The 17,396-nt window shown below is 46.7% G+C and carries 20 protein-coding genes and 1 other annotated feature (1 of these 21 running past the window's edge); of the genes, 1 reads left to right on the plus strand and 19 read right to left on the minus strand.

The features are described 5' to 3' along the window. Positions 1–46 precede the first annotated feature (46 nt). The 3 genes from OC538_RS04270 to OC538_RS04280 form a co-directional block, all read right to left on the minus strand. Positions 47–385, minus strand: a complete 339-nt coding sequence (locus OC538_RS04270; RefSeq protein ID WP_251694315.1) for a lipopolysaccharide assembly LapA domain-containing protein — start codon at positions 383–385, stop codon at positions 47–49. A 95-nt stretch (positions 386–480) separates the two neighbouring features. Next, positions 481–2,754, minus strand: coding sequence for a protein translocase subunit SecDF (gene secDF / locus OC538_RS04275; RefSeq protein WP_262173443.1), 2,274 nt, complete (start codon positions 2,752–2,754; stop codon positions 481–483). A 133-nt stretch (positions 2,755–2,887) separates the two neighbouring features. Continuing rightward, positions 2,888–3,196 carry a post-transcriptional regulator gene (locus tag OC538_RS04280; RefSeq protein WP_251694313.1) on the minus strand — a complete coding sequence of 103 codons (309 nt, stop codon included), beginning with the start codon at positions 3,194–3,196 and terminating at the stop codon, positions 2,888–2,890. A gap of 102 nt (positions 3,197–3,298) precedes the next feature. Here OC538_RS04280 and OC538_RS04285 point away from each other — a divergent pair, with 102 nt between their 5' ends. After that, positions 3,299–4,816 carry a polysaccharide biosynthesis protein gene (locus OC538_RS04285; RefSeq protein ID WP_262173444.1) on the plus strand — a complete coding sequence of 506 codons (1,518 nt, stop codon included), beginning with the start codon at positions 3,299–3,301 and terminating at the stop codon, positions 4,814–4,816. On the opposite strand, the gene OC538_RS04290 is transcribed toward OC538_RS04285, so the two are convergent. The 16 genes from OC538_RS04290 to rplU all read right to left on the minus strand — a co-directional run bounded on the left by OC538_RS04290 (position 4,810) and on the right by rplU (position 17,352). Then, complete coding sequence (locus tag OC538_RS04290; RefSeq protein WP_251694311.1) at positions 4,810–5,451, minus strand: DUF421 domain-containing protein; 642 nt, start codon at positions 5,449–5,451, stop codon at positions 4,810–4,812. The genes OC538_RS04285 and OC538_RS04290 overlap by 7 nt on opposite strands. 118 nt (positions 5,452–5,569) lie before the next feature. Continuing rightward, on the minus strand, positions 5,570–5,839 hold the full coding sequence (yajC, locus tag OC538_RS04295; protein WP_251694310.1) for a preprotein translocase subunit YajC: 270 nt from the start codon (positions 5,837–5,839) through the stop codon (positions 5,570–5,572). A gap of 36 nt (positions 5,840–5,875) precedes the next feature. After that, the gene (gene tgt / locus OC538_RS04300) at positions 5,876–7,015 is read right to left on the minus strand and encodes a tRNA guanosine(34) transglycosylase Tgt (protein WP_251694309.1); all 1,140 of its coding nucleotides are present in this window, start codon (positions 7,013–7,015) and stop codon (positions 5,876–5,878) included. Between the two features lie 38 nt (positions 7,016–7,053). Continuing rightward, on the minus strand, positions 7,054–8,094 hold the full coding sequence (gene queA / locus OC538_RS04305; protein WP_251694308.1) for a tRNA preQ1(34) S-adenosylmethionine ribosyltransferase-isomerase QueA: 1,041 nt from the start codon (positions 8,092–8,094) through the stop codon (positions 7,054–7,056). Positions 8,095–8,282: 188 nt separating this feature from the next. Then, positions 8,283–9,287 (minus strand): Holliday junction branch migration DNA helicase RuvB, encoded by a 1,005-nt coding sequence (gene ruvB, locus OC538_RS04310; protein WP_262173445.1) that lies wholly within the window; start codon positions 9,285–9,287, stop codon positions 8,283–8,285. 30 nt (positions 9,288–9,317) lie between these two features. Further along, a complete protein-coding gene (gene ruvA, locus OC538_RS04315) occupies positions 9,318–9,923 on the minus strand; it encodes a Holliday junction branch migration protein RuvA (protein WP_251694306.1) in 606 nt (201 codons plus the stop codon). A 220-nt stretch (positions 9,924–10,143) separates the two neighbouring features. Then, entirely contained in the window at positions 10,144–10,866 is a 723-nt protein-coding gene (locus OC538_RS04320; RefSeq protein ID WP_262173446.1) for a YebC/PmpR family DNA-binding transcriptional regulator, read from the minus strand. Positions 10,867–10,877: 11 nt separating this feature from the next. Then, the gene (locus OC538_RS04325; protein WP_262173447.1) at positions 10,878–11,747 is read right to left on the minus strand and encodes an aminoglycoside phosphotransferase family protein; all 870 of its coding nucleotides are present in this window, start codon (positions 11,745–11,747) and stop codon (positions 10,878–10,880) included. Between the two features lie 7 nt (positions 11,748–11,754). Then, complete coding sequence (safA, locus tag OC538_RS04330) at positions 11,755–12,858, minus strand: LysM peptidoglycan-binding domain-containing protein (RefSeq protein ID WP_262173448.1); 1,104 nt, start codon at positions 12,856–12,858, stop codon at positions 11,755–11,757. Positions 12,859–13,032: 174 nt separating this feature from the next. Further along, positions 13,033–13,914 (minus strand): prephenate dehydratase, encoded by an 882-nt coding sequence (gene pheA / locus OC538_RS04335; RefSeq protein ID WP_262173449.1) that lies wholly within the window; start codon positions 13,912–13,914, stop codon positions 13,033–13,035. 58 nt (positions 13,915–13,972) lie between these two features. Next, entirely contained in the window at positions 13,973–14,428 is a 456-nt protein-coding gene (locus OC538_RS04340) for an ACT domain-containing protein (RefSeq protein WP_251694301.1), read from the minus strand. A 45-nt stretch (positions 14,429–14,473) separates the two neighbouring features. Beyond that, positions 14,474–15,766 (minus strand): GTPase ObgE, encoded by a 1,293-nt coding sequence (obgE, locus tag OC538_RS04345; RefSeq protein ID WP_251694300.1) that lies wholly within the window; start codon positions 15,764–15,766, stop codon positions 14,474–14,476. A gap of 11 nt (positions 15,767–15,777) precedes the next feature. Further along, entirely contained in the window at positions 15,778–16,296 is a 519-nt protein-coding gene (locus tag OC538_RS04350) for a Spo0B domain-containing protein (RefSeq protein WP_262173450.1), read from the minus strand. A 114-nt stretch (positions 16,297–16,410) separates the two neighbouring features. Then, on the minus strand, positions 16,411–16,701 hold the full coding sequence (gene rpmA, locus OC538_RS04355; protein WP_251624735.1) for a 50S ribosomal protein L27: 291 nt from the start codon (positions 16,699–16,701) through the stop codon (positions 16,411–16,413). A gap of 12 nt (positions 16,702–16,713) precedes the next feature. Beyond that, positions 16,714–17,037: a ribosomal-processing cysteine protease Prp gene (locus OC538_RS04360; protein WP_251694298.1), complete on the minus strand. Its 324-nt coding sequence runs from the start codon at positions 17,035–17,037 to the stop codon at positions 16,714–16,716. A gap of 6 nt (positions 17,038–17,043) precedes the next feature. Then, positions 17,044–17,352: a 50S ribosomal protein L21 gene (gene rplU / locus OC538_RS04365; RefSeq protein WP_251694297.1), complete on the minus strand. Its 309-nt coding sequence runs from the start codon at positions 17,350–17,352 to the stop codon at positions 17,044–17,046. Positions 17,353–17,365: 13 nt separating this feature from the next. After that, positions 17,366–17,396: a sequence feature (ribosomal protein L21 leader region), on the minus strand; it runs 43 nt beyond the window's last position.

Consider the following 17,396-nt stretch of genomic DNA (forward strand, 5'->3'; position numbering starts at 1 on the left):
AATCGTCTTCAAATTAATGCATAAAAAAACACCCGTGCAAGGGTGCTTACATTTCTCCTTCGATTTTATCTACATTTGGAGGAGGGTCCACAAGGTGTTGCAATGCCGCAATTTCATTTTGCTGAGAGGCAATTAATATCTCTTTTGCAGTCATTTCCTTTTTCAGTTCATTGATTTGCCGATTGGTATGAATGGATCTGAACATAGCCATGAAGCCGCTGATGGCTGCACCAAGCAGTGCTGTAAAAAGAATGACGAGGATGAGTGGCAGATGCGCTTTTCCGAACAAGTAGTTCACTTGGACGGATTCAATATTGAATATGGCGAACATGGCTATGATGATGGCGAAAAGAATACTGAGTATCAACGACCATTGCATCTTCATATCTTCCGACCTTCCTTTTTGTAAACAAAAACAGGATATACACATAGGTATACCCTGTTCCTTGGAGGTTTAAAACGTCTTTGGAGCTGCAGCCATCAGACTACCGGCTCGTCAGAACCCCATTGTTTTTTCTCTTTTTCAACTTTCAATGTACCTGTTTTTTCAAGTTCCTTCTTCTTCAGGTCAAACCAGATTTGAGCTGAGATGAAGATGGAAGAATACGTTCCTGCAAGCAAACCGATCAGCAAGGCGATCGAGAATGGACGGATCGCTTCCGCTCCAAGTGCGATCAATGCGACTACGACAAAGACGACTGTCAAGACGGTGTTCACCGAACGCCCCAATGTTTGACGAAGTGATCTATTGACGATGTCCGCCAATTCTGTCGCACTTTCAATTTTACCTCGCTTATGAAGGTTCTCCCTGATACGGTCGAACGTTACAATCGTATCGTTGATCGAATATCCGACGATCGTCAAGACGGCGGCGATGAATGTGATATCCACCTCCAGCCTCGATATGCTGAATACCGCAACCATGAAGAATGCATCATGAATCAGTCCGATAATGGATGAAACTCCCATGCGCCATTCAAAACGGAATGCGACATAGACGACAATTCCAAGGGCAGCGACTAGTAATGCTTTCAACGCATTTTCCGCAAGTTCTTTACCAACTGTATTGGAAACTGTTGAAATATTCGGGTCAGCACCGTAGTGAGCCTTGAGATCTTTTTTGAACTTATTGACAGTTTCCTGCTTGAATTCTTCCTTGTAACGCACAACACCGATATTGTTCGTATCTCCAGAGATAACGATATCCGTTGCCGGGTGGCCAATTTTCTCAAGGGTGCTTGAGATTTCCTCAGCTGTTACAGGGGTGTCCGATAAGATTTCAACACGTGTACCACCTGCAAAGTCGATTCCAAGGTTTAATTTGAAGACCCCTAGAACAATTATGCCAGCAATAATCAATGCCATCGAAACGACATAGAATTTCTTACGGGCACGAACAAAGTCAAACCGATCGAATTTCGTTGTTAAATCAAGCGTATCCACATCTTCTTCAGGTGCGTGGACCCGTTTTTTCGAAATCCCGAATAGTCCTGTCTTGCCATCAAGCATCCCGCTATTGACGAGAAGACCTAACAATAGACGTGAGCCCCAAACAGCGGTCAAGAAGCTGACGAGGATACTGATGATTAACATTGTTGCAAAGCCTTTGACGGAGCTTGTCCCGAATATGAACAAGACGACAGCTGCTAGCAAAGTTGTAATATTGGCATCCAAAATGGCAGTGAACGCAGATTTCGCACCTACCGAGAAAGCCGTCTTCACTGATTTCCCAACACGGAGTTCTTCTCTAATCCTCTCGTACGTCAGGATATTCGCATCGACTGCCATACCGACCCCGAGCATCAGAGCTGCAATTCCCGGAAGTGTAAGGACTCCGTTAATGCCCGTGAAGACAGTAAGGATCAGGTAAATATAGACGGATAGTGTAACAACAGCCACAAAACCAGGTACACGATAATAAACCAGCATGAAAAGGAAGATTAACGATATACCAACGATTCCAGCGAAAATTGTTTTATCCAAAGCCTGTGCACCGAATTGAGCGCCAACAGAAGTAGAGTAAATTTCTTCAAGATGGACTGGGAGTGCGCCTGCATTCAAAATCCCAGCTAAATCCTTCGTTTCATCGACTGTGAAGCTTCCATTAATTTCAACATTGGATGAATTGATGACTTCATTTACAGAAGGAGCGGAAATGAATTTAGGTTTTTCCTTCATTCTTTCCTCTTTGTATGAATCGACACCTTCTTCAAAGTCCATCCAGATGACCATTACGTTTTCGGGTGCTTTAGCTTTAATTTCAGCTGTCACTTGTCCGAATTTATCCGGGTCTTTCATTTCGAGTGTAACGACAGGATTACCATTTTGACCGAAGTTGGCTTTCGCCTTTCCTTCTTTCAAGTCATCTCCATCCAACATCAGATTGTCGTCTGCATCCCTGAATGTAAGATTTGCTTGTGTAGACAAGAGCTCACGCGCAGTTTCCTGATCTTCCACACCTGCCAATTGAACGCGAATCCTGTTATTGGATTCGACTTGGATGACCGGCTCATTTACGCCAAGCACGTCGACACGGTTACGTAACGCACCTGCTGTATCGGCCACGACGTCTTCCGTAATTTTCTGGCCTTCTTTTCCTTTAAGCGGCTTGACCTCGTAAAGGACTTCAAAGCCCCCTTGCAGATCTAGACCGAGACGTACATCTTTTATAATCGGACTTACTGTAACGCCTATCAAAGATCCCAACATGACAAGCAGTAATAGAAACGCTACAATCCGGCTTCTTTTTTTCATAAATTAGTTCCCCCTCTGTACGTGGAGCGTTGAGAAGATTGCTATGTACAGTTTTTAAGAAAATACAACACTCCAATTATGAAACAGAGATTTGCATCTGTCAAATACTTGGACATCATGTAAACTACGAACATTACTTGTTTTTAGGCGAAAGAAGCAGTTGCAATTCATCGCTGTTCAAATCAGAAAACCAATTTGAACCCCTTTGTTCCTCGATTTGGGTATAGGTCATGAATTCCGCAGGCGTCAATGACAACACGCCGTTTACAATCTCATGGATGCGCATCGTAGACACATTGTTTTTCCGCCATTTTTTACGTATGCAGTATTTCCATATTTCTTCATTCGTCACTGTTGGATAGCCATAAAGGCGGAATTCATCTCTTTTGCTCTGAATAGCAGGCAAAGCATGTTTAAATATCTGTTCGAACTGTATTGTCACCTTCTCCATCCCTTTCCCGTTCCCGTTCAGTCGTAAATAGACAATCCTATGCATAGATTTAGTGTATACGAAATGACCGGAATTGAGAAGGAGTTGTTTTTATTGTCCACTTTCATCCGTGGAACTGCCATACTGATGGTTGCCGTTTTCATGTCCAAGCTATTGGGATTCGTTTATCGAATCCAATTCATGCGGGTGGCCGGTGAAGAAGCGGTCGGGATTTACATGACTGCCTATCCCGCTTTCATTTTCTTTCTGTCACTCGTCCAACTTGGGATACCCATTGCGGTTGCAAAAGTGATTGCGGAGTTGAAAGTGAAAGGGGAAACTGCAAAACTTTCTGCAGTAATGAGGACGGCGACGTTCATTACGATTTTCACGGGAGCGATTTTCATCCCGCTGTCCATTTTATTTGTCCCGTATTTATCTGAAACTTTATTGGGCAATGCGGCTTCTTCCACAACCTTGTATGTAGCTATTGCCATCATTCCGATTGCCTCTGTATGCGGATTAATCAGAGGATATTTTCAAGGGATTGTTAGAATAGAAGAAACGGCATGGTCTCAAATCATCGAACAGTTGTTCCGAATCGTCTTGATAACATGGCTGTTGCCAATTGCGCTCGTGCCTGATAACAACCCGATGAACGCTGCCTATGCAATGGGCATCACATTACTTGCGGAAGCGTTGTCGGCTGCTTATCTTGGGTTCAAATATCATCAACATAAACGACAAGATAGAAAGCCGGTTGCAAAAAAAGAGCGATATCCGATGGAGCCGCTCCTTTCCATTGCGCTGCCTTCTTCGGGAAGCAGGCTCTTCGGCACATTCACATGGTTCCTTGAACCGATCATTTTTCTGCGCGCCCTCTCAATGGCTGGGGTCGGGGCAGTAGCCGCAACATCGCTCTACGGCATCATTTCGGGCGTTCTCATTCCTTTGCTGCTCTTCCCCTCATTCATCCCTTACGCGCTGTCTGTCGTTCTTGTGCCAGCTGTGAGTGGGGCTGCCGCTTCAAGCAACAAGAAAAAACTCCAGGAACGGATTCACTTGGCATTGCGTCTTTCCGCTTTGACAGGTGCCTTTGCTGCGGCTGTATTTTACATTCACGGACAGGCGCTTGCCGAGAAGCTTTTCCATATTACCGAAGGCGCTTCCTATATGTCATTACTTGCACCAATTTTTTTCTTTTACTATATCCAAAGCCCATTGTATTCCATTTTGCAGGCGACCGGTGATGCGAAAGCCGGAATGATGAATTCGGTATATGGAGGCATTGCGAAATTGGGTGTCATGTTCATATTAGCCTCCCAACCAGGACTGCAGGAAACAGGGGCCGTACTCGCCATCGGATTCGGAGTGCTTGTCACTTCATTCCTCCATATCGCGACTTTGCGGAAAAATAAAGCCGCAGCTGCCGGTTTCACAATGTTTGCTCTGCCTTATGCATCCTTCATCCTGACAGCGGTCATTCGGCCCATCTTCATCCCGATCGGGCAGTTTGGTTTATTGACGGAATGTATCATTACAACGGTATTCCTTCTTGTCATTTTATTGCTTTTCGGGCAAGTGAAGAAAAATGATCTCCACATGATTAAAAGATTGACGAAAATTTACTGAAAGCCTTTCTTTAACTGGAAGTGCAGTTTCCCTTTTTCTAAGGAACAATAAAAAACTTGTCCCACGTCAATCACACCTTGCTCTTTCAACTCTTGAACGAGCCAATCCTCCGATTTACCGACCATTTTGACGTGGCGGCTTTGGATGACTCCATCTGAAATGAGGGCAAGAACCGGCTGGGTGTTTTCGTGTGTGAAAACTGACAAATTTCCTGAAGGCTCCAGATAGGCATAGGAGACATCTTTTATGGATCCGATTTGCTGCTCACGAAGCTGCTGGAACAAATCATCCAAATTGTATCTTTGCTTTCTCATTTCTTCTTCTTGAATCACTCCATCTTCTATGATCAACGTAGGGTCTCCATCGACGACATCCCGGAATTTTTTACTCTTTAAAGATAGGAATGAAGTGAGCAATTGGATGCCTAGCAGAAGAAGCACCGGGAAGATTGAGTGGCTCAACTTCTTATCGGGTGATTCCAATGCAACCGCTACGACTTCCGCCATGATGACAAATACAACAATATCGATGACACTCAATTCGCCAACTTCCCGCTTTCCCATCATCCGGAGAATGATGAGAATGAACACATATAAGAAAATCGTCCTGAAACCGATGATTATGAAATCATTCATAACGTATCCCTCCTTATGGGGAAAGCATGCCTTTTCCCAATCAGGAATATACGCAAACGAAAAAGAGGTGGTTCACAGTTTCTTCACTGTGGAACCGCCTCTTTGAACTTAAACGTGATTAAGATGCATCGACAACGCGACCGACAGCTTGTCTATCGAATTGCAAAGTTGTGCCGTCTGCGACTTTCAAAAATACGGAAGTGTCGTCAACAGCATCGATCACGCCGTGAAGACCGCCGATTGTAATGACTTTATCGCCACGCTTCAAACTCTCTTGCATTGACTTTGTCTGTTTTTGCCTTTTTTGTGCAGGTCGAATCAATAAGAACCACATGATTGCGAACATTGCAATAATCGGAAGCAACGTACCTAACATATCACCATTCATTTTATTCCCCCCTCTACTCGGTTTATTATACAAGATTCAAAAGTTTTTTGCATTTGGTTTGTTAAATCCGTATTGTTCAAAAAATTCTTCCCGGAAATCGCCGAGCCGGTCGTTGCGGATCGCTTCCCTGATCTGCTCCATCAAACGCAGCAGGAAGTACAGATTGTGATAGGATGTCAACCGGATGCCGAACGTTTCATTTGCACGGACCAAATGGCGGATATATGCCCTGCTATAGTTTTTGCACGTATAGCAATCGCAATTCGGATCCAACGGGCCGAAATCTCGCTCGTATTTTGCATTTTTCACGACGAGACGGCCTTCGCTCGTCATCAACGTACCGTTCCTTGCAATTCGGGTTGGCAATACACAGTCAAACATATCCACCCCGCGGATTGCCCCGTCGATCAAGGAATCGGGCGAGCCGACGCCCATCAAGTAGCGCGGTTTGTTTTCCGGCAATAAAGGAGTCGTAAATTCAAGAGCACGGTTCATGACATCTTTCGGCTCACCGACAGATAATCCACCGATTGCATATCCGGGGAAGTCGAGTGAAATCAGGTCTTTCGCACTCTGTTTTCGAAGCTCCTCGAACTCTCCTCCTTGCACGATTCCGAAAAGCCCTTGATCCTCTGGACGCGCATGCGCTTTTAGACAGCGCTCCGCCCATCTGGACGTTCTCTCCACACTCGCTTTCATATATTCGAATGTAGCAGGATACGGAGGACATTCATCGAAAGCCATCATAATGTCCGAACCGAGGTCATTTTGGATTTCCATCGCTTTTTCAGGGCTGAGGAAAAGCTTGCTTCCGTTTAAATGATGGCGGAAATGGACGCCTTCCTCTTCGATCTTCCGGAATTCACTTAGTGAAAACACTTGGAACCCACCTGAGTCCGTCAAAATCGGCCGATCCCAGTTCATGAATTTATGGAGACCGCCCGCTTCTTTAATAATGTCATGTCCCGGACGGAGCCAAAGGTGATAGGTGTTGCCAAGGATGATTCCTGCGCCCATCTCCTTTAATTCCTCAGGAGACATTGTCTTTACCGTCGCCTGTGTCCCGACAGGCATGAATGCCGGTGTTTCGAATGAACCATGCGGCGTATGGACGATGCCGAGCCGCGCTCCAGTCTGCTTGCATGTTTTAATATGTTCGTAAGTAATTGCTGCCATTTAATACGATCCTTTCCATTCTGGGAATATATATCCCTTTACTTTGCATTTGGCTTGATGAACATCGCATCTCCAAAACTGAAGAAGCGATATTTCTCCTGTACTGCTTCCTTATAGGCGGCTAGTACATGCTCGCGTGAAGCCAGCGCTGAAATTAGCATGATCAATGTCGATTTCGGCAAGTGGAAATTTGTCAACATGCCGTCGAGAATGCTGAAACGATACCCGGGATAGATGAAGATCGATGTCCAACCGCTCGTCGGAATAATTTTCCCGTCATTTTGCGAAGCGATCGTCTCAAGCGTCCGCGCAGAAGTCGTTCCGACCGCAATGACGTTGCCGCCTCTCGCTTTTGCTTCATTGATTGCTGTCGCAGCCTGTTCGGTCACTTGGTAATACTCTGAATGCATCGTGTGCTCTTCGATTACATCTACGCTGACCGGTCGGAATGTTCCTAAGCCGACATGCAGGGTGATAAATTCGACACCGACACCTTTGTCTTTGATTTCCTGAAGGATTTCTTCAGTGAAATGAAGTCCAGCAGTAGGTGCTGCGGCCGAACCTCTCTCTTTTGCAAAGACAGTCTGATAACGCGATTGATCGTCAAGCGTCTCTGTAATGTATGGAGGAAGTGGCATCTGTCCGAGGGACTCGAGTATTTCATAGAAAATGCCTTCATAGCGGAATTTGAAGATCCTACCGCCTTGCTCCAGGATTTCAGTGCATTCCGCTTCCAGCCTGCCATCCCCGAATGTTACGACAGTTCCTACCTTCACTCGCTTCGCAGGCTTTACGAGCGTCTCCCATTCGTTCGAGCCCGTCTCCTTCAGCAGAAGCACTTCTATCGACGCGCCTGTATCTTCTTTTGTACCAATCAAGCGGGCAGGCAGAACTCGTGTATCGTTCAGGACGATGACGTCACCTTTCTGCAGTTCGTCCACAATTTGACGGAACTGACGATGCTTTACGTCGCCCGTCACTTTATCCAAAACCATCAATCTGCTCGCAGTCCGGTCTGCGAGTGGCGTTTGAGCAATGAGACTTTCAGGCAATTCAAAATCAAAATCATTTACATCCATTATGCGGGTGAACTCCTTCTATATTCGATATTATTGATTTCCGCTCCAGGCGGACGCTTTCCGCGGGCACGGCTTCAGCCGCTTCCCTCGCTACGCTCAGTCCAGGGTCTTCAGCTCGTGCTGTTCCCGCTGGAGTCGCCGCCTTCCGCTTCAATCAATGGAGACTGCTACTAATTCACTTTAGTGATTTATTTGATTGTCACAGGGAAAGCGTAGCCAAAGTGGTCGTACGCGAGTTTAGTTGCAATCCTGCCGCGCGGGGTTCTTTGAATGAAACCGATTTGCAGCAAGTAAGGTTCGTAGACGTCCTCAATTGTTATGGACTCTTCACCGATGCTTGCGGCGATTGTATCAATTCCGACCGGACCGCCTCGGAACCGTTCGATCATGCTGATGAGCAGTTTATGGTCGATATGATCGAGACCGTGTGAATCGACTTGCAGCATTTCGAGCGCTTCTTTTGCGATATCCATTGTGATGCTGCCGTCTCCTCGCACTTGGGCGTAATCCCGCACCCGGCGCAGGAGGCGATTCGCAATCCTCGGCGTTCCTCTCGAGCGCCTTGCGATTTCAACCGCCGCATTTGCATCTATGCTGACATCAAATAGATTGGCGCTTCTGATGACGATTTCTTTCAACGGGCCTTCGCCGTAATATTCAAGGCGGAGCGGCACGCCAAAACGGTCACGGAGTGGAGCGGATAAAGAACCCGCCCTCGTTGTCGCTCCGATCAACGTAAAAGGCGGAAGGTCGAGACGTATCGATTTTGCGGAAGGACCTTTTCCGACAACGATATCGAGACAAAAGTCTTCCATCGCGGGATAGAGCACTTCCTCAATCGATCGATTTAACCGATGGATTTCATCTATGAACAAGACATCGCCCGGTTCCAAAGATGAAACGACGGCAGCCAGATCTCCTGGCCTTTCAATTGCCGGGCCGCTCGTCATCTTTACATTGACGCCCATTTCATTTGCGATAACGGTCGCCAGCGTCGTTTTCCCTAGACCAGGCGGACCGTATAATAGGACATGGTCAAGGCTTTCACTCCTGCCTTTTGCGGCTTGGATAAAAATGCTTAGATTATCCTTCACGGTCTCCTGTCCAATGTATTGCTGCAACGTCTGGGGCCGCAAAGATTGTTCAAAACTGTCGTCGTAATTGGATTGTTCACTTGAAATGACCCGTTCCATGACTGCCGCTCCTCCTTCCTTTGTATATTGTTATTTATGTTTTAGAAGCAAACGTAATGCGAGCTTCATATAGCCTTCCGTATCCAACTCTTCCTTCTGCATGTCCGTTTTCACTTTCGCCAATTCACGCTGCGAATAACCAAGTGCCTGCAAGGCGAGGATCGCTTCTTCCAATGCGCCGTTTTCAGCCATGGAAAGTAATGTTACATCCGTATCAGGCATTTCGATTTCTGTGAATAAATCTCCCAGCTTTCCTTTTAAATCTAGGATCATTTGACGAGCCGTCTTCTTTCCGACTCCCGGGAACTGTACGAGAAAAGCTTCGTCTTCCCTTTCGATTGCGCCAATAACTTGTGAAGGGATGCCGCTAGCCAATATGGCGAGCGCGCCTTTCGGACCAATTCCGGAAACAGTGATGAGCTTCTTGAACAGTTCGCGCTGTTCAAGTGACTTGAATCCGAGGAGCCATTGCACATCTTCACGGACGTGCAAATATGTGAACACTTGCTGGATCTCATCCGTCTGATGAAAGGCATATGGATTTGGTGTCATTATCTGCCAACCGATGCCGTCTTGTTCAAGCGTTATGTATTCGGGTGTCACCCGTGTAATTATTCCTTTAATATAATCGTACAAGACATTCTCCCCCTAAAGTATCGAAACTATTATAGCATACGAACGCGTTTTCTACCTATCGATGTGGATGTCAACGAAATGCGCAGTGTGGCGGTGAGCTGCGACAGGCGATGGAGGGCTTGGACAAAAGGCGCTTTTTGCCTTTTGCTTCAAGATCGAAGTGACCCGAGATGCTGCCACACGGAGCTGGACAAATAAAAAAAGCCGCAGACGAGGCGGCTCATTCACTTGCGTTATGATAGATGTTTTGTACGTCATCATCGTCTTCCAATGCCTCAATCATTTTTTCGAATTGGTCGGCGTTTTCACCTTGTAATTCTGTATAGATTGTTGGAATCATGTCAACTTCTGCTGAAATAAATTCAAATCCTTCAGCTTCAAGGGATTCCTTTACTTCCATGAAGCTCGAGGGTTCTGTAATAATTTCGAAGCCGTCTTTCGTTGACTCTATATCCTCAGCTCCCGCTTCAAGCGCAGCTAGCATAATCGCTTCTTCATCGGTTTCCTCTGTACGCTCAACGAACAGACGTCCCTTACGATTGAAAAGATAGCCAACTGAACCGCTTTCCCCTAAACTGCCGCCGTTTTTATTGAAAGCTACACGGATATTCGGCCCTGTCCTGTTTCGATTCTCTGTCAGACATTGTACAAGAACCGCTACTCCTCCAGGTCCATATCCTTCATAGACGACTTCTTCATAGTTTTCATCCGCACCTGTACCGGTCGCTTTATCGATTGCTCTCTTTATGACATCATTTGGGACGTTGAAGCCTTTCGATTTCTCGATTGCTAGACGGAGCGCGGGATTCATTTCAGGATCTCCGCCACCTGATTTCGCCGCTACATATAGTTCCCTTGACATCTTTTGAAAGATTTTACCTCGTTTTGCGTCTTGCGCCCCTTTACGGTTCTGGATATTTTTCCACTTTGAATGGCCAGCCATTATGCATCCTCCTACTTCATGTTCCGTTCTATATCATACCATAGCTTCGGCCATGAAGAGAGTGCATATTCCGTAAAGGGGATGAGCTTCTTCGCAAGACTTTCCTGCTTCGGTTCCGGCATGCTCGACAGGTGCAGCCATTCCCTTAGCAATTCATTCGGATAAAGTAGCATGGACATCGAAGCATCATCCAGATCGCTTAAAGATGATTGCTCCGCCAGAAGAAACTCCAAATTATAACACACATTCGGCAAGACGCGGTGCATCCAAAGCGCCAACTCGGTTCCGGGGGGCCCTGCACACGCAAGATCGAAATCGATGAAACGAATGAGCCCGTTGCCATCACGGAGAATGTTGTGATGGACGACATCTCCATGCAAGAGCGTATGACCTGAAAGTTGACGATAGTTCTTCTTCAATACAGGAAGGGCTTCCTCCCCATACATGATGATTTCGTCAATCGCTTGTATCCGTAGGAAATTTCCCAACACATCACGATGATCGATGAATCGATCCAATCTCTCCCGCCATTTATCCAGGAGCTGATATCTATGCAGATAAGGGGAGGCGTCCCAATCGATCTGCTCCTTCGTTCTGTGCAATGCTTGAAGTGCAGTTAATGAATCGGTCCGATCAATCCTGCGCCTGAAGTTTACGGCTTTCGTCCCTTCAATCCATGGTTGCATGATGAATAACGGATCTTCAGTTGGGATTACTGGCATAATGTGCGGGAATCGGATTGCTTGCAGCTGCCGGTGTACATATTCCACTTTCACGGCTGTCGATCGAGATGTATACCTTTTCAGAGAATAGGCCGCATCCCCTTCCACCATCTTCCAGACATTCTTTTTTATTTTCCGGATTTCCTTTTCCAGCGCCATACGCCGGTCAGCAACCGCACCCGTAATTGTCCATAGGGTTAAATGGTTGCATTTGCATCGGATTCATCGGCATCTGGTTCATCGGCATCGGATTCATCTGCATGGGATACATTTGTGCCGGCTGCATTTGCATTGGGCTCACTTGCATCGGCATCATGTAATTCGGCTGCATCTCGTTTGGAGCCACACTGTAGAATCCTTGTGAATGGCAACCGCAACCACAGTGATGCATTGGTTGTTGCATTGGCGGACATGGATAACCGAATGGGAACGGCTGCGGAGTCGGTTGCATCATCCCATAGGGGTTTTGATATTCAGGTGATACCATTTGAGGTACATAGCCTTGCTCAGGCGGGCAATGAACCTGCTGTTCCGGAGATTCTTCCGGCATAATTGGCGACTCCATCAATTCCCAACCTGTAATTGGATATGGCGGAGAAGCTCCTGCACCTCTACCAGGATAAATCGGCGATTCATCGAACTCATCAAGGTCTTCGGTCATGTCAATTGAAGGCGGCTTCACACCGAGCCGTGCAGGCGGCATCGGCAATTCTTGCGACGGCATGAGCTGTTGCGGCATAGCGGGGGCCGCAGGTAGTTGTTGTGTAAAACTCGGGAATGCCATCGGAGCACAATCCGCGTCGTAAATAGGCATCCATCCGCAAGGCACCGGCATCATCGGTTGAAAAAATTGTGGCATCTGCATTGGCGGCGTCGGCGGTAAGGACGGTACAGACGGCAAAGGTTGAACCGTTTTTTCAGCCGGCGGTGTCATCGCAGCAGGAGGCCTCTGAACAGGTGCACTTGGAATAGGTTGCATCGGCACGGATGGCGGCTTCGGCATTTCAAATTCGGTTTTTTCCTTCGGCAATGGGATTGGGCTCGGTTTTTCCTGTGTTTGCGGCGCAACTTTCTCCGGCATCTTGTCTTTCCCCTTCTGACTCGGCATATGGTCCGCCTTCTTCTTCGGCAGGAAAATTTTCATGCCCGGAACGATATAATCCGGATTTGCCAGATGGGCATTCACCCTTTTCAATTCATCAAAAGAGATACCGTACTGGCGTGCAATCTTCCACAACGTATCCCCTTTTACAACAATATGGACATCCACTAACAAAATCCCCCTTCCATCAATCCATCGTATGAACGAACGCCCGTCTATGTGACGCAAATTTGTCAAAGGCGCCCTCTCTCTTAGTATGTATATTGTAGAAGTGGCTTGTTTATTCATTCAAAAAAACGATGTCCGCACTGCTGTATGCATGAAAAAGCCCTCACACTGTGATTAGCGTGAAGGTCTTTGTTCATAACTGAAATACGTGCCGAAAGATCGTACAGTGACGTTGAGTGCGGCAAGCTCTTCAAGCGCTCCTCTCATCATCGGATGCTCTTCACTTTCCATTACATCGATGATGAAAAAATAATTGCCCAACCCGGTTTTCATTGGCCTGGATTCAATTTTGCTTAAATTAAGCTTCCGCCATGCAAAAACGGATAGTACTTGATGGAGCACACCTGAACGGTCGTCCTCGGGCAACTTGACCATGAAAGTCGTTTTCGGCAATTCAGAATGGCCGTTCTTTTCCAACTGCCCTTTCCGTAAAGACAAGATAACAAACCTTGTATGGTTGAAATGAAAATCATGGATATTTTCTTCTGCGATATGTAAGCCATATTTTTCAGCAGCCAAACTATTTCCAATTGCGGCAATGCATAGATCCGGATTTTCGGAGATATACTTTGCTGCCGCCGCAGTCGATGTTGTCTGAATCAATGGCGTACGGCGGTAATGGTATTGAAGATATTTATGGCACTGTGCAAGTGCATGTGGATGGGAACGGACTGATTCAAGCTGTTCCAATGAATCCTTCCATTTTTCATTCACCATCAGATGCTGTTCAATCGGTATTGAAATTTCCGCGTTGATGAACAGGTCACTTCCGTGGAACAAATAATCGATTGTCATCGGCACGGAGCCTTCCAATGCATTTTCAAGCGGCACAACTGCATATGCGACATGTCCAGTTGTAACGGCTTCAATACAATCAGGTATTGTCGGTTGTGGTACAAGACCATCAGTACCAAAAAGATGAGTTGCCGCAACATGAGTAAATGATGCTTCCGGCCCCAAATAGGCGACCGTAGGCTTGTATTTTTTTTCGCCCATCCCAGATCCTCCAACTTCTTGCTCTCTGTATTTTTATTGATTAAAGCGCCCTACGCTTTTATAGTGCGCCAGAACTGATCAAATGGACGGAATCGATGAAATTCGGGGCTTTCAATTTTTGCATGAATTCCTCCATTTTGATCGGCATCTCGGTAACGTCGAGTGATAATGTAATATTCGCTCGACCTTGCACCGGTATCGTCTGGTGAATCGTCAGCACATTGCATTTCGCTTCCGAAATGATCCGAAGAATCGTTGCAAGCGAGCCTTTTCGATCCTCCAGTTGAATGAAAATCGTCAAAACACGTTCCCGGGCGATCGACTCGAACGGGAAGACGGTGTCCTTATATTTGTAGTAGGCGCTGCGGGACAATCCGACCCGCTTCGTCGCTTCCTGGATCGTCCTTTCCTCTCCGCTCGCCAGAAGCCTTTTCGCCTCCAGCATCTTCAACATTGATTCCGTCAGCACATCTTCCCTTACAAGATAAAACTGCCCTTCCCCCAATGGCTTCATTGAATGCCTCCTTGCAACAAATCATTAACCGACAGCTTCTGTCATCTATTCAAGGAATTCGAATTCAAAGTCGAGGATCCTAACTGTATCCCCGTCCTTCGCCCCACGTTCACGGAGTGCATCATCGATACCCATCCCACGCATTTGACGTGCAAATTTACGGACGGACTGATCGAAATTGAAGTCGGTCATCTTGAATAGGCGTTCAAGCGTATAACCCGACAGGACAAATGCTCCGTCGTCATCGCGGGTAATCTTGAAGTCCTCAGCTTCGGCTTCATGCTTATACAATACTGAACGATTTTCATCTTCTTCCTCGATTTCATGCATCGGAAACTCTGGCGTCGTTTCAAGCAAGTCCGCTACGGCAAACAACAGCTGATCCAAGCCTTCACGTGTGATTGCAGAAATCGGAAACACACGCGCTTCTTCATCATTGAGCTTCTCTTTGAACAGCTTAAGATTCTCTTCCGCTTCCGGCATGTCCATTTTATTGGCAACGATGATTTGCGGACGCTCCATCAAACGGAGATTATACTTCTCTAGCTCCTCGTTGATTGTGATGAAATCATCGTAAGGATCCCGTCCTTCCATCCCAGACATATCGACGACGTGGATGATGACCCTTGTCCTTTCGATATGGCGCAGGAATTGATGACCGAGTCCGACGCCTTCATGCGCTCCTTCGATAAGCCCCGGCAGATCTGCGAGAACGAACGTTGTGCCTGCCTCCAGCTCAACCATGCCTAGATTCGGTACAAGCGTCGTGAAATGGTAATCGGCGATTTTTGGCTTTGCGGCCGATACGACAGATAATAATGTCGACTTTCCGACGCTCGGGAAACCTACAAGGCCTGCATCCGCAAGTACTTTCAATTCAAGTGTGATTTCACGCTCAACACCCGGCTCTCCTTTTTCCGAAAGCTCAGGCGCTGGGTTTTGAGGGGTTGCAAAACGGGAATTCCCGCGCCCACCTCTTCCGCCTTTAGCAATGACCGCTGTCTGGCCGTGCTCAACGAGGTCAGCGATGATTGTCTCCGTCTCGGCATCCTTCACAATTGTACCCGGCGGAACTTTAACGACCATGTCCTGGCCGCCTCTGCCGTGTTGGTTTTTACTGCCGCCGTGCTCTCCGCGCGGGGCTTTAAAATGGCGCTGGTAACGGAAATCCATAAGTGTCCGCAAGCCTTCGTCAACGATGAACACGACATCGCCGCCTTTTCCGCCATCCCCTCCGGCTGGGCCTCCGTATGCAATATACTTCTCGCGGCGGAATGCAACCATTCCATCACCGCCGTTGCCGCCTTTTACATATACTTTAACGTGATCGACAAACATGTTTTTTCCTCCTATTGTCCACTTATCGTGAACGTCCATTCCTTATCCTGCAGAACACCACTCGCTTCAAACCCGCTATCCGTCTGTGGCAAATCGAGCGGTCCTGCTAAGGCTCCTTCGACTGTCAATTGGATCATCCATTGCTTATCAGTAGCATGTACCTCTATACGAATGAAATATTCATCCATCGGATCGACCGCTGCTTCAACAATGACGATCAATTGTTCCAAATAATTCGCGACTGCCTCGTCATTTGCGTTTCGGTTCCCAGCAATGATATCGCTGTACAACTTCTTTGAGAACGCAGTATGCCTCCATTCGAATGTGTTAAGCCACATTTCCGTCTTTGGCAGGCGGAGCTTTTCCAGCATGGATAGATGACGCATTCGTTCCGTCGCTTCCAGCAATGCTCTTCGCGCTTCGGGTATTTTCCCGAGATCCATATATAATAACATTAATTGCAGTTCATTTAAAAAATCATGGCGTGCAAACTTCAATGCTTTTCCAATCGTCAGATTTTCCGACTCCATTTTCTCACCGCCAACTGTTTCATATACTACAGTATAGCATCCCTTTCACAAAATTCGCCAAAAATAAAAAGGACTGCACGGTAAAATGCAGTCCTTTCAATGTTAGTAATAACATTAAGCTTCTTGAGCTACAGGGTACACGCTCACTTTTTTCTTGTCGCGGCCAAAGCGTTCGAAACGAACTACGCCGTCAACTTTTGCGAAAAGTGTATCGTCCCCGCCGCGGCCAACGTTTTCACCTGGGTGAATTTTTGTTCCGCGTTGGCGATAAAGGATAGAGCCGCCTGAAACGAATTGTCCATCAGCACGCTTTGCGCCAAGACGCTTCGAGTGAGAGTCACGACCGTTCTTTGTAGAACCTACCCCTTTTTTCGATGCAAAAAACTGGAGATCCAAACGTAACATAAGTGCCACCTCCTATCGGTTGAAAATAATTTTTATATGTTGCCCATAATCTTGTTCAATCGTCTGTAATGAAACAATCATCGCCTTCACGATCAATTGGATTTCATCATCTTTCTCCGTTTCCGGAAAAATCACTTTCAAATAACCTCCGTCGGATCCTTGTTGGATGTCAGGGGTTATGCCAGTGAGTGCAATGACGGCATTGACGGCTCCGAATGAAACCGCGGATGCGCCCGCACAGACGAGGTCTTTTCCATGTTCTGCGAATTCAGCATGGCCTTTCATCTCAAAAGAGCTGATGCGGCCGGATTGTTCATCAATAATGATTTTGATCATGCCGGCTTACGCGTTGATGCCTTCGATGACAACTTTCGTGTATGGCTGACGATGACCTTGCTTTTTGTGGTAGTTCTTTTTCGGCTTGTATTTGAAAACAGTGATTTTCTTAGCGCGGCCTTGTTTAACGATTTTAGCCGTTACAGAAGCACCTTCCACGAATGGAGCGCCGACTTTCACGTCTTCTCCACCAACGAATAGAACTTTGTCGAATGTTACAGTCTCTTCAGCTTCGCCGACTAATTTCTCGATAAAGATTTCTTGACCTTTTTCAACTTTGATTTGTTTTCCACCAGTTTCAATGATTGCGTACATACTTGCACCTCCTCTATAGACTCAGACTCGCCTTCATAGGTGAC

Origin of the sequence: Saccharococcus sp. Marseille-Q5394 (assembly GCF_946901335.1) — a bacterium.
GTDB lineage: Bacteria > Bacillota > Bacilli > Bacillales_A > Planococcaceae > Sporosarcina > Sporosarcina luteola_C.